The sequence below is a fragment of the Methylocella sp. CPCC 101449 genome (assembly GCF_031921685.1).
Classification (GTDB): Bacteria; Pseudomonadota; Alphaproteobacteria; order Rhizobiales; family Beijerinckiaceae; genus Terripilifer.
This window is the reverse complement of record NZ_JAPDHU010000002.1, coordinates 459,514-472,050: the sequence shown is the minus strand read 5'-3', so window position 1 is coordinate 472,050 and position 12,537 is coordinate 459,514. Positions and strand designations below refer to the sequence as shown.

General features: G+C 61.2%; 12 protein-coding genes. 5 read left to right on the top strand and 7 right to left on the bottom strand.

Annotated features, from left to right (window positions below):
- Positions 1-49: 49 nt before the first annotated feature.
- On the bottom strand, positions 50-1,462 hold the full coding sequence (locus OIM99_RS12855; protein ID WP_311850812.1) for an MmgE/PrpD family protein: 1,413 nt from the start codon (positions 1,460-1,462) through the stop codon (positions 50-52).
- A 146-nt stretch (positions 1,463-1,608) separates the two neighbouring features.
- Between OIM99_RS12855 and OIM99_RS12850 the strand changes: the two genes are divergently transcribed.
- Positions 1,609-2,580 carry a tripartite tricarboxylate transporter substrate binding protein gene (locus tag OIM99_RS12850; RefSeq protein WP_311850811.1) on the top strand — a complete coding sequence of 324 codons (972 nt, stop codon included), beginning with the start codon at positions 1,609-1,611 and terminating at the stop codon, positions 2,578-2,580.
- 183 nt (positions 2,581-2,763) lie between these two features.
- Here the strand turns inward: OIM99_RS12850 and OIM99_RS12845 are convergent, their stop codons facing one another.
- A complete protein-coding gene (locus OIM99_RS12845) occupies positions 2,764-4,401 on the bottom strand; it encodes an acyl-CoA synthetase (RefSeq protein WP_311850810.1) in 1,638 nt (545 codons plus the stop codon).
- A 185-nt stretch (positions 4,402-4,586) separates the two neighbouring features.
- Between OIM99_RS12845 and OIM99_RS12840 the strand changes: the two genes are divergently transcribed.
- The 4 genes from OIM99_RS12840 (at position 4,587) to OIM99_RS12825 (ending at position 8,338) form a co-directional block, all read left to right on the top strand.
- Positions 4,587-4,871, top strand: a complete 285-nt coding sequence (locus tag OIM99_RS12840; RefSeq protein ID WP_311850809.1) for a hypothetical protein — start codon at positions 4,587-4,589, stop codon at positions 4,869-4,871.
- A 349-nt stretch (positions 4,872-5,220) separates the two neighbouring features.
- Positions 5,221-5,376, top strand: coding sequence for a DUF1127 domain-containing protein (locus OIM99_RS12835; RefSeq protein WP_090708915.1), 156 nt, complete (start codon positions 5,221-5,223; stop codon positions 5,374-5,376).
- Positions 5,377-5,531: 155 nt separating this feature from the next.
- A complete protein-coding gene (trmFO, locus tag OIM99_RS12830; protein WP_311850808.1) occupies positions 5,532-6,977 on the top strand; it encodes a methylenetetrahydrofolate--tRNA-(uracil(54)-C(5))-methyltransferase (FADH(2)-oxidizing) TrmFO in 1,446 nt (481 codons plus the stop codon).
- A 317-nt stretch (positions 6,978-7,294) separates the two neighbouring features.
- Entirely contained in the window at positions 7,295-8,338 is a 1,044-nt protein-coding gene (locus tag OIM99_RS12825) for a class I SAM-dependent methyltransferase (protein ID WP_311850807.1), read from the top strand.
- Here OIM99_RS12825 and OIM99_RS12820 read toward each other — a convergent pair.
- The 5 genes from OIM99_RS12820 to yajC all read right to left on the bottom strand — a co-directional run bounded on the left by OIM99_RS12820 (position 8,271) and on the right by yajC (position 12,537).
- Positions 8,271-9,125 (bottom strand): phytoene/squalene synthase family protein, encoded by an 855-nt coding sequence (locus OIM99_RS12820; protein WP_311850806.1) that lies wholly within the window; start codon positions 9,123-9,125, stop codon positions 8,271-8,273. The two genes, OIM99_RS12825 and OIM99_RS12820, sit on opposite strands and share 68 nt — an antisense overlap.
- 10 nt (positions 9,126-9,135) lie before the next feature.
- Complete coding sequence (locus OIM99_RS12815; protein WP_311850805.1) at positions 9,136-9,522, bottom strand: Mth938-like domain-containing protein; 387 nt, start codon at positions 9,520-9,522, stop codon at positions 9,136-9,138.
- Positions 9,523-9,597: 75 nt separating this feature from the next.
- The gene (secF, locus tag OIM99_RS12810; RefSeq protein ID WP_311850804.1) at positions 9,598-10,527 is read right to left on the bottom strand and encodes a protein translocase subunit SecF; all 930 of its coding nucleotides are present in this window, start codon (positions 10,525-10,527) and stop codon (positions 9,598-9,600) included.
- 16 nt (positions 10,528-10,543) lie between these two features.
- Entirely contained in the window at positions 10,544-12,169 is a 1,626-nt protein-coding gene (gene secD, locus OIM99_RS12805) for a protein translocase subunit SecD (RefSeq protein WP_311850803.1), read from the bottom strand.
- A gap of 38 nt (positions 12,170-12,207) precedes the next feature.
- Positions 12,208-12,537, bottom strand: coding sequence for a preprotein translocase subunit YajC (gene yajC, locus OIM99_RS12800; RefSeq protein WP_311850802.1), 330 nt, complete (start codon positions 12,535-12,537; stop codon positions 12,208-12,210).

Genomic DNA, 12,537 nt, shown 5'->3' with positions numbered 1-12,537 from the left:
GTCTTTGTCGCTTAAGGCCAAGGAGCGAGCGTTCCGTTTTCGACAAAACTCAGTGGGGCTGGCGGCCATCAAAGACCATCAGTTCGGCCAGACGCGCGGCGCTAGTGAGGCTTTCAACACCCTGCACCGCCTCCAGCAGTTTTGCCTGCGCGCCCGCATCGAGCGCCCCCTCGGCGCACATGCGGAACTTGCCTTCGAGGTCAGCATCGGACAGCGGATTCATGGGACCACCGCGATAACGCTCGTCGGCCCATTGCACCAGGGTGCGACCGTCCTGGGTGTCGACCTCGATGCGCGAACGGATCAGATCGTAGCCACGCGCATCGATTTCGGCATCGCCCAGCACCTGCGTGCGCCGCTGCAAATCCTGCATGGACGCGGACGCCACAAAGCTATCCATGAATTCATGATGGCTGGCGCGGCGTTTGAGCAGGATCATGCACAGCAGCGCCGGCATGGAAAACTTCGCCTGCAAATGATTGACCGCCACCGGATAACGGATCGGCTCCAAAATGTTCTTGCCGGCGTAAAAGCGGATGCTTTTAACTTCATCGGCCTTCACATCATGGTCGAGCACCAGTTTCAGCATGGCATCCATCGACTGATGGGTGAGAATGCCTGAGGGATAAGGTTTGATGCTGACGCCTGGATCGACGATCGTCAGTTGCCGGCCAAAGCCCTGCGCTATCTTCGCCGGATCGAAGCCCTCTCCCATCACCGAGAAGAAGCCCCAGGGACCATCGAGCACCGTCGGATCGGCGGTGAAGCCACGGGCGGCGAGCATCGCGGCTGTAATGCCATTCTCGGCGGCGCGCCCGACGTGCAGCGGCTTGGTCATGGTGCCAAACGAGGCGCGGATGCCGGCGGCGAATGAAGCGGCGATGCCAAGCGCATGGGCAAGCTGTTCGCCTTTCAAGCCGAGCAGTTTGGCAGTCGCCGCTGCCGCGCCGAACGTGCCCACGGTGCCTGAGGAATGATGGCCGCGCCGATAGTGACGCGGCAGCATCCATTCGGAAATCTTGCATTCGACCTCGAAGCCGGTCTGGAAGGCGAGCATGAAGCGACGGCCGTCGACGCCGCCAAGACGCTGCGCCATCACCAGTACCGCCGTCAGCGGCGGTACGGAGGGATGGGTCAACAGACCATAGACGTGGGCAGGATCGTGGGAGACCTGCGTGTCGTCCCAATCGTGGGCATGACCCGCGGTCGCCAGCACGCGCGCCGCCATGGCGGCTGGCACGCGCTGCCAGCCGGCGGCCAAGAGAAGCGCATCGGGCCGTCCGCCCTGCTCGGCCGCGTCATCCATCAGAATATGCACCGCATGTTCGGACGTGCCCGCCAGCATCACGCCCAATGTATCGACCATGCAACGCCGGCCGATCCGCAATGCTTCGGCCGAAAGATCGTCGAAACGCACATTTTCAATGAAGGAGACGGCCTGTTCGGTGATGGCGGTGGACATAAACGACTGTGCCTTTCTGCGCGGCGCATGATGGGCGGCACCTTCACCGGCCCTTGGACCAATTGTCAATCAATGGCCAACGTGCCAGCCTGAGCGTTCGTGGAGAGCCGTTGGAGGGTGCATCCGCGTGCCGAGGGAGAAGGTGCATGAGGAGGAAAACGCTTGCCGGCGCGTGCGCCGGGTTGCTGACGCTCGTTGCCGCCGCCACGTCCGTTTCAGCGCAGGAGTATCCCACGCAAGACATCAAAGTCGTCGTCGGCTTCCCTGCCGGCAGTGGCGCTGACGTCTATGCGCGCTATTTCGCCAACAAGCTGTCGCAGCAAGCCAAGCGCACGGTGATCGTCGAGAATCGTCCGGGCGCTGCCGCGAGCATTGCCACCGAATATGTCGCCCGCTCCAAGCCCGATGGCTATACGCTTTTCATCGGCGGCTCGGATTCCTTCGCCTCGCCGCTCTATCTGTTCAAGAAGCCAACGACCGATCCGCGCAAGGACTTCATCTATATCTCACCTTTGGTGAGCCAGGGCTTCATCCTGCTGGTCGATGAACAGAAGCCGTTCAAGACGGTGGCCGAACTCACCACTTATCTTAAGCAGAAGAAGGATCAGGCCTCTTACGCCACCGCCAACAATCCGGCGACCATTTTGGCCGAGATCTATAAGAACGCGGCCGGCCTCGAAACCATGCAGGTGCAATACCGCACCAGTGTCGACTTCATCAACGATATGCTCGGCGGCCGCATCGATTTCGTCATGGGCGATCCGGTGTTCGCATTGGCGCGCATTCGCGAAGGCAAGATGCGGCCGCTCGGCGTCAGCACGGGCCGGCGCATCAAGTCGCTGCCGGATATTCCGACCCTGCAGGAAGCCGGCATTCCCAATGTCGACATGAATCTGTGGTGGGTGACGGCGGCGCCGGCCAATACGCCTGCACCGATCATCGACAAGCTCAATGGCTGGTTCACCGAGATCGGCAAGCAGGAGGAGACACGCGACTTCCTCGGCAAGTTTGGCGCCGAACCGTTCATCGCCACCTCGGCTCAGACCAAGGCGCATATCGATAAAGAGATCGCCGACTGGGCGGCTTATGTGAAGCTGGCGAAGTTGGAGCCGCAATAGGATGGCGGCTTTGTCGCAACCTCGGCGTCATACCGGACACGCGAAGCGTGATCCGGTATCCAGGGGCAAACGCTTCAGTCTTTCAACGTAGCGTCTTTGCGATACGATAAAACTCTACCACGTGCCACTGGTTCCCGGATCACTTGCTACGCAAGTGTCCGGGATGACACGAAGACTGCGGCTTTAACTCGCGAAGGCTTTGACGCTGCCGACTTGACCGCGCAATTGGAACTTCTGAATCTTGCCCGTTGACGTTTTCGGGATCGTGCCGAAGACGACGGCTTTCGGCACTTTGAAGCCGGCGAGCTGCGTCTTGCAGAAGGCGATGATCTCCGCCTCCGTCACTTGTGCGCCCTCTTTCACTTCGATGAAGGCGCACGGCGTCTCGCCCCATTTCGGATCGGGCTTGGCGACGACGGCGGCGACGAGTACGGCGGGATGTTTGTAGAGCACGTCCTCGACTTCGACCGACGAAATATTCTCACCCCCCGAAATGATGATGTCTTTGGAGCGGTCGCGGATCAGCACGTAGCCGTCGGGATCGATCACCGCGAGATCGCCGGTGTGGAACCAGCCGCCGGCGAAAGCGTCCTGCGTCGCTTTCTCGTTCTTCAGATAGCCGCGCATCACGATATTGCCGCGGAACATGATCTCACCCATGGTCTCACCGTCATGCGGCACTTCCTCCATGGTCTCCGGATTGAGCACGGTCATCGCCTGTTGCAAATGATAAGGCACGCCCTGGCGCCGCGTGAGCTTGGCGCGCTCTTCAAGCGGCAGCGAAGCCCAATCGGGCTGCGGCGAGCAGACACCGGCGGGACCATAGACTTCGGTGAGGCCATAGACATGAGTGAGCTTGATGCCGATGTTTTCGGCGCCAGCGATCACCGCCATGGGCGGCGACGCCCCCGCCACACTGCCCTTGACCGAACGTGCTTCGTTCTTACGCGCGTCGCTGGCATTCACCAGTGTGTTGTAGACGATTGGCGCGCCGCACATATGGGTGACGCCATGGCGGGCCATCAGTTCGAAGATTTTCGGCGCTTCGACCTTGCGTAGACAGACATTGACGCCGGCGACGGCCGCGATCGTCCAGGGATAGCACCAGCCGTTGCAGTGAAACATCGGCAAGGTCCACAGATAAACCGGATGGGAGCCGAGATCCCAAGCCAGCACATTGGACACCGCATTCAGATAAGCGCCGCGATGGTGATAGACGACGCCTTTCGGATTGCCGGTGGTGCCTGACGTGTAGTTGAGGGCCAACGCATTCCATTCGTCATCGGGCAGATGCCAGCGGAAATTGGGATCGCCCGTGGCGATGAAGTCCTCATAGTCCATCTCGCCGATGGTCTTGCCGCCGGAAAAGGCCGGATCGGCGACATCGATGACGAAGGGCTTCACTTTGCACAGCGCCAGCGCCTGTTCCATCACCGGCGCCAGTTCCGGATCGACCAACACCGCTTTGGCTTCGCCGTGATCGAGCATGAAGGCGATAGCCTCCGGATCAAGCCGCGTGTTGAGCGTGTTCAGCACCGCGCCGATCATCGGCACGCCGAAATGCGCTTCATACATGGCTGGGATATTCGGCAGCATCGCCGCCACTGTGTCGCCGATGCCGAGACCGCGTTGCGCCAGGGCCGATGCCAAGCGGCGGCAACGGGCATAGGTCTCGACCCACGTGAAAGCGCGGGTTTCGTGGACGACACTGGGCAAATGCGGATGCACCAAGGCGGCGCGTTCGAGAAAGCTCAGAGGCGAGAGGGGCACATAATTGGCGGGGTTACGATCCAACCCCTTGGAATAAGCATTGCCGGCCATCGTCCCGCTCCACCCTACTGAACCCTGTTTCGAGCCGGACAATGCGAAGTTGCGCGGCGGGAGGCAACTGGAGCCTGCGTGTGGCTCGTGCTGCCGCGCACATTCTTTCGGCTAAGGGGCGCCTAGGGTCTTTCCATCGCCGGTCGGAAAAGTTCCACCGGCCCGGAACAGAACAGGAGCATGTCATGATCAGCAGAAAGACCCTTGCTGCCACCGCTGGCGCTCTGGCCCTGGCCGCGACCTTCGCCGTTTCATCCACCCCGGCCTCCGCCGGCTGGAAGCATCACCATGGCTATGGCGGCGGCCTGGCCGTCGGCCTGCTCGGTGCGGCCCTCGTCGGTGGCGCGATCGCCGCTTCCCAGCCCGCTTATGCGGCTCCGGCCTATGACTGTGAGATTCGCCAGCGTCCGATCTACAACGCCTGGGGCGATGTGATCGGTTATCGCCGCCCGGTTCGCGTGTGTTATTGAAAACACATGCAAAATTTTACATAGGCGGGCACGGCATCCCTGTCGTTGCCCGCTTATTTTGCTTTTCGACCTAAATTTGATCAGTTTCGTCCCCTTTTAGGGGCATTTTGCGTCGCGGCAATGCATATACTGCATCTCTTGTTACTAAGTTTGGCTAGAAATAGGCGCTAAAAACCAATGTGACGGGTTTGTGTCACGCTTTTTAGAAGTGACAGAATTCATATTTTGTAATCTCATGCATCAAATGCATATCAGATAGTCCAACTTAGCTATGGCATTGTGCGCTGCATCATTCTACATAGTGTTCATGAACGACGGGCTGCAGGACAGACCGTCAAGTGAGGATAAGATGACTATCAAGAGCATTGTGGCCTGGGTTGACTCCTGGCGTCGGTATCGGGTGGCGGTTGCGGAACTTTCGCAGCTCTCGGATCGCGAATTGCATGATCTGGGCATTACCCGCTCCGAAATCCACGCCGTTGCGCGTCAAAGCTCGGGCATCTGATTAGAGATTTGGAATAGCGTGGACGGGCTTCCCCTCCCTCAGCCCCCCACGTTTAAGCGCCCGCCGGTCCCTCCCCCGGCGGGCGCATTATTTTTGCACTGCGCTACGCACCTGCACCATTGCCCCAATCGGCCCCTGGCGGCATAACCCGCCGCATGTCTTCGCAGCCTGTTTCTTCGCAATCCGTTTCTTCGCAGTCTGTTTCTTGGCCTGCCGTTCACATCATCGGCGGCGGTCTCGCCGGATCTGAAGCGGCTTGGCAGATCGCCCGGATGGGCGTGCCGGTCATCCTCCACGAAATGCGTCCCGTGCGGGCCACCGATGCCCATGCGACGGATGCCCTTGCGGAACTCGTCTGCTCCAATTCCTTCCGCTCGGACGATGCGGAAATGAATGCGGTGGGCCAGTTGCATTGGGAAATGCGGCGCATGGATTCGCTCATCATGCGCGCCGCCGATGCGCATCAAGTGCCAGCCGGCGGCGCCCTTGCCGTCGATCGCGATGGCTTCGCTGAAGCCGTGACTCAGGCCATCTCTAGCCATCCGTTGATCGAACTGGTGCGCGAGGAAGTGCGAGACCTTCAGGCGCAGGACTGGCCTTCGATCCTGGTGTGCACCGGCCCGCTCACGTCCCAATCGCTGGCCGAAGGTATCGGCCGCCTCACCGGCGAAAGCGAACTCGCCTTCTTCGATGCGATCGCGCCGATCGTGCATCGCGATTCGATCGACATGGACAAAGCCTGGTTCCAGTCCCGTTACGATAAAGTGGGTCCCGGCGGCACCGGCGCCGATTACATCAATTGCCCTTTGTCGCGCGAAGAGTACGAAGCCTTCATCGATGCGGCGCTCGCCGGCGACAAGACCGGCTTCAAGGAGTGGGAAGGCACACCCTATTTCGACGGCTGCCTGCCCATCGAAGTGATGATGGAGCGCGGCCGCGAGACCTTGCGTCACGGCCCACTGAAGCCCGTCGGCCTGACCAACCCGCACAATCCCACGGTCAAAGCCTACGCCATAGTGCAACTACGCCAGGACAATGCGCTGGGCACGCTCTACAACATGGTCGGCTTCCAGACGAAGCTGAAGCACAGCGAACAGACACGGATCTTCCGCATGATCCCAGGCCTCGAACGGGCGGAATTCGCCCGCCTCGGCGGTCTGCATCGCAACACCTTCCTGAATTCGCCGAAAGTGCTCGATCCGCTGCTGCGGCTGCGCGCCGATCCACGCATCCGCTTCGCCGGTCAGATCACCGGCTGCGAAGGTTATGTGGAAAGCGCCGCCATCGGCCTGATCGCCGGCCGCATGGCCGCCACCGAGGCGTTGGGCCGGGTCATCCAGATGCCACCCCACACCACGGCCATCGGCGCACTGATCAACCACATCACCGGCGGCCATATCGAGACCATCGACGCTGGGCCACAGTCCTTCCAGCCGATGAACGTCAATTTCGGGCTGTTTCCGCCGATTGAAGCGGCGGTCAAAAGCCCCGACGGCAAGAGATTGCGGGGTCCCGAGAAATCTCAGGCGCGCAAACGGCTGTTAACGGAACGGGCGAAACGCGACATGGAAGCTTGGCTATCGGAACCGGTGCCAGCCTGAGGGCGTTGAGAGCCGAGCGCCGCGCGAAATCTCGCTGAAATCAGCGCAGCGATCACATTAAGGTTAATTGTTTACCCTATTTGGCCTGTTACGATTGCGGCCGTTAAGCCTAACGATTATGCTTACTAAACAGTGAACTTACATACTTAAATTTACTGAGCATCACCAAAACGGATTGCGAGGCCTTCGGCAATTTCAGGTGATCGAACGGGACGGTCGCGGCGATCGTCATCAGCCTTTTGCCCTCCCCTTTCAGGATGGGCGTTGATCATGTTGTCAGGCGAGCAGCGGGCGCCCGACACACGAGGAGTAATCGCATGCCCGTTGCCAAGGCCAAAGACATCTATGCGCTTTTGCGCTGCCCCGGCTGCCACGGCAGTCTGAACACCCAGGGCAGTAAGTTGCGCTGCGCCGATCCCCGTTGCCGCGCCGGCGGCGCCGGCTTCGTCAATGCCGCGAGCCAGCCTGTGCTGGTCGATTTCTCGCGCAGCCTGTTCGATGAGCCCGAATTCACCGACGGCCATATTCCGGAGATCGGCAACCACACCACGTCGACCTTCGGCATGCTGCGCATGAAACTGCGCGAGGGCCTGTTCGGCACCAATGAAATGGCGAAAGCCAAATGCGATGAGCTGGTGGCGCGCCTGCGCGGTCGCCCCAATCCGGTGGTGCTCGTCGTCGGCGGTGGCACGGTCGGCTCGGGCATTCAAGCGCTCTATGAGCAGAGCGACGTCCGTGTCGTTTCAACCGATGTTTTCCCATCCGCGGTGACGACGCTCATCGCCGATGCGCACCATCTGCCCTTCAAGGACGGGAGTTTCGACGCCATCTGGATTCAGGCGGTGCTCGAACACGTTCTTGAACCAGAAGTGGTGGTCGGCGAACTGCATCGCGTGCTCAAGAACGATGGCCTCGTCTATGCCGATACGCCGTTCATGCAGCAGGTGCATGCGGGCGCTTACGACTTCCAGCGCTTCAGCCCCAGCGCCCATCGCTGGCTGTTCCGCCGCTTCAGCGAAATCGAAGCTGGCGCCGTTGGTGGCGCGGGTGTGTCGCTCTTGTGGTCCTATCGTTATTTCCTGCGCGCCTTGGGGCTGGGCAACAAGCTGGCGACAGCGCTGTCGCTGCCGTTCTTCTGGCTGCGCTTCTTCGACCGCTTCACCAAGCGGCGCGAAAACCTCGATGCGGCGAATGGCGTTTACTTCTTCGGCATGAAGTCGCAGGTGAGCCTGCATCCCAAGGACATCATCGCCTACTATCAGACGTCGGGCCAAGCGCCGCGCGCCCGTCCCGTCAACGCGGCAGCCGGCCCGGCCACCGCGCCAGCGCCCATTGCAACCGCCATTGCGGCGGATCAATGAGGGTGCGGAACGGCTCGTAACCGCGCTTTTCCATCGCCTTCAGCCAAGGCTCGACAAAGGCAAGCGGCGCGAATACGGGCCGCACCTCTTCCGGTATCTGCGCCAGGCCGCTGCGGGCCGCCTTAAGGTGAAAGCGGATGCGTTCGCGCAAGTCCGCCAGTGCTTCCCGCAAGGCTGGCGAATCGAGCCCCGCCGTGGCCGCCTCGACGAGCGCGCCATGGCGGCTCAGCACATCGCTTGGCAGATAGCATTGGCCGCGCGCCGCCTGCCACGGCAGCGCCCGCAGCAGTCCGGCCATCGCATAGGCACAGCCGGCATGACCGGCGACTTCTCCGCCGCCCGGATCACGTCCGCCAGCGCAGATGATGGCGCACAAACGAAACAGAGCCGAACAGGTTTCGCCGCAATAGCCCTCCAGATCGTTCAGGCTCGGCATCGGATCGTCATAGAGATCGAACCGCCGCGCTTCGATGAGATTGACCAGAGCGGATCGCGGCAGATTGAATTTCACGATCGTATCGAGCAGCGCCTGGGACAGCGGATTGGCTTGCGCCTCCGTGTCCCGCCCGCCTTCGATCACCTCGCGCCACCATTGCAGCCGGATTTCACCAAGGCGCGGATCGGACACCGCTTCGCGCGCGCGCGCCACTTCATGGGAAAAAGCATAGAGGGCGTGAACGTGCGGCCGATGCTGGGCCGGCACGAACAGGGACGCCAACCAGCGGTCGCGGTCGCCGGTGCGCAGCGCCTGTTCGCAAGCGGCATAGGCTTCCGCCAATTCGCTCATGACAGATCGCTCATGGCGCGGCGATGAGAGCGGCCGCCACCTTGCGGCGTTCGCCCAACAGAATGTTGTAGGTCGACACCGCATGGCCGGTGGCCATCGGATCGAAACGCAAGCCATGGGCCCTCAGCGCTTGGCGGACGGATGGCGACAAGGGGGCCAGCGTCCGTCCCGTGCCGATCAGCAGCAATTCGATTGTTCCCGCCGGTTCATCAAAGATCGGCTGGAGGCTCGCGACATCGAGCGCGGACACATCATTCACCGGCCAGGCGCGAACGCCGGAGGGCGTGACGAGGATCGAGCCTCGATGCGACATGCCGGCGAATTGAAAGCCGCCGGCGCCATAGCCGTCGATATTGGCTTCGCCCGGAAAGAATCCGTCATGGCGTTGCGCATTCATTGCAAGCCTCCCGAGTTGGGCACGCGAGAGCGCAGTTTGAGGCAAGACCGCGTTCGATCGAACGCGGTCAGCCTTTTAGGGCGTCGTCGCCGGCTGCTTGACGTCGGCCGCATGGCCGGGTGCGCCGAGATAGATCAGCACCGGCGAGCAGATGAAGATCGACGAATAAGTCGCGACCAGAACGCCCCACATCATGGCGAGCGAGAACGACTGGATAACGTGACCGCCGAAGAACACCAGGGCCAGCAGGGCCAGCAAAGTGGTCGTCGCCGTCATGATGGTACGCGACAGAACCGCATTGATCGACAGATCGATGATCTCGGCCATGGTGGCGCGGCGATATTTCTTCATCATCTCGCGAATACGGTCGAGCACGACAACGGTTTCGTTGAGTGACAGACCAACCACCGTCAGAATCGCCGCGATCGAGGTGATATTGAACTCAAGCCGCGTGACGGCGAAAAAGCCGACTGTCAGCAACAGATCGTGCATGGTCGCGATGACGGCTGCCACCGCAAGCTGCCATTCGTAGCGGAACCAGAGATAGATCAGCACCGCCAGAACCGACAACACGACACCGAGCGTGCCTGATTGAACGAGTTCGCCGGAGACGCGCGGCCCCACCACTTCGGTGCGGCGAAATTCATAGGCATCGCCGAGAGCGCCACGCACCTTGTCGACAGCATCGCGCTGGCCCTGATCGCCACCCGGCTGCAAACGCAGACGCAAGGTCGCGTCCTGGCCGTCACCGAAAGCCTGAACTTCGACTTCGCCGAGATTCAGTTTGTCGCCGAGCTGGCGCAACTGCGCCAGATCCATTTGCCCCGACTTGGCACGCAGCTCCAGCATGGTGCCGCCCGAGAAGTCGATGCCGAAGTTCAAGCCGAGCGTCAGGAAGGCGACGACCGACAAGATCGACATCATGGCGGAGAATGGATAGCTCAGGCGCCGCAGGCGCATGAAGCCAAAGTGCATGTTGTCGGGGGCGAGACGGAACCGGAACATGGGCGCTTTCTAAAAATCAGATCGGGATCGTGGTCGGCCGCTTCCAGCGGTACCACAGCGCGATCATCATGCGGGTCATCGTCACCGCGGTGACGACGGACGTGATAATGCCAAGACCGAGCGACACGGCGAAGCCGCGCACCGGTCCGGACCCCAGGAAGTACAGGATCACGGCGGCCACCATCATCGTCGAGTTGGAGTCGATGATCGTGGCGAAAGCGCGGTTGAAACCGGCATCCAGGGCTGAAATGATCGATCGTCCGGATTTCGCTTCTTCACGAATGCGTTCGTAGATCAGCACGTTGGCGTCCACCGCCATGCCGATGGTGAGAACGATACCGGCAATACCCGGCAGGGTCAGCGTCGCCTGAAGCAAGATCAGGCCGGCGAAAATCATGCCGATATGGATGGTGAGCGCCAGATTGGCGAAGACGCCGAACAGGCCATAGGTCATCAACATATAGAAGATGACGAGGCCGGCGGCGACATAAGCGGCGCGCTTGCCGGCATCGATCGAGTCCTGGCCAAGACCCGGACCGACGGTCCGTTCCTCGACCACGGTGAGTTTCGCCGGCAGAGCGCCAGCGCGCAGCAGGATCGCCAGATCGTTGGCCTGTTGCACGGTGAAGCGGCCGGAAATCTGGCCCGAACCGCCGGTGATGGCGGTCAGAATACGCGGCGCCGAGATCACCTTGTTGTCGAGCACGATGGCGAAGGGCTTGCCGACGTTCTGGCTCGTCACTTCGCCGAAGCGCTGGCCGCCACGGATGTTGAAGCGGAAGTTGACCACCGGCTCGCCATTGCGTGTGTCGAAGCCCGGCTGTGCGTCGGTGAGGTCTTCGCCCTGCACCATGATGCGCTTTTCAACCGGATAGGTGGCGACCACGCGCTCGCTCTTACCGTCCGGCGTGCGCTCATATTCATTGAGCATGTCGACATCGCCAGGATTGTAGCCGGGATCGGCGACGAGGCGGAATTCGAGCTTCGCGGTGGTGCCGACGATTTCTATGAGACGCTGCGTGTCCTGAAGGCCAGGCACCTGGACAAGCACGCGATCGGTACCTTGGCGCTGAATGTTCGGCTCGGTCGTGCCGAGTGCGTCAATACGGCGACGAATGACTTCGATCGCCTGATCGACGGCGCGGCGGATACGTTCCTGCGTGCCCGCCTCCGTGATGGACAGAACGATCTGACCGTCCGAATTGTCCCGAACGTCGAATACCGGCGGCGTCGCAAGGCCAAGCGCATTAACACCGGTCGGCTGCGCCTGCTGGCGCAACTTGGTCAAAACACGAGCCCGTTCGGCAGCGTCATTGATGCGCAATTGAATCGTACGACCGGAGGCCGCGACCGTTCCAGCAAGGCTGCGCACACGCTCCTCGCGCAGAATGCGGCGCACGTCGTCGCGCAGATTCTCAATCTGGGTGCGCAGCACGTCCGCGGAATCAACCTCGAACACCACATGCGCCCCGCCCTGCAGGTCGAGACCCAAAACGATGCCCTGGAACGGCACCCATTTCGGCAGGTGTTTGGCGTATTCGTCGCGGGTCTCCTTGGTGAGGAAACTCGGCGCGATGATGAGGAACGTCAGCACCGTCAGCAGAATGACCGAGGCAACCTTCCAGCGGGAGAAGCGAAGCATATTTTCCTGTTCCGGTTAGATACGAGCCGCGGCTCCGGTCATTCCTTGACCGGCTCGCCCTTGGCGCGCACTTCGGCGATCATCGAGCGGACCATGCGCACCCGCGTCTCGGGCGCCAATTCAACTTCGATTTCATTGTCATCGATCACTTTGGTGACCTTGGTGATGAAGCCGGCCGAGGTGATCACCGTATCGCCCCGACGGACGTTCTTGATCATCTCCTGATGAGCCTTCTGGCGCTTCTGCTGCGGCCGCAGGATGAGGAAATACATGATGACCAGAATGATGGCGAAAGGCGCCAATTGGGCGATCATGTCCAGTTGGCCGGAGCCGGCAGCCTGGGCGTAGGCCGGAGTGATAAAAGACAT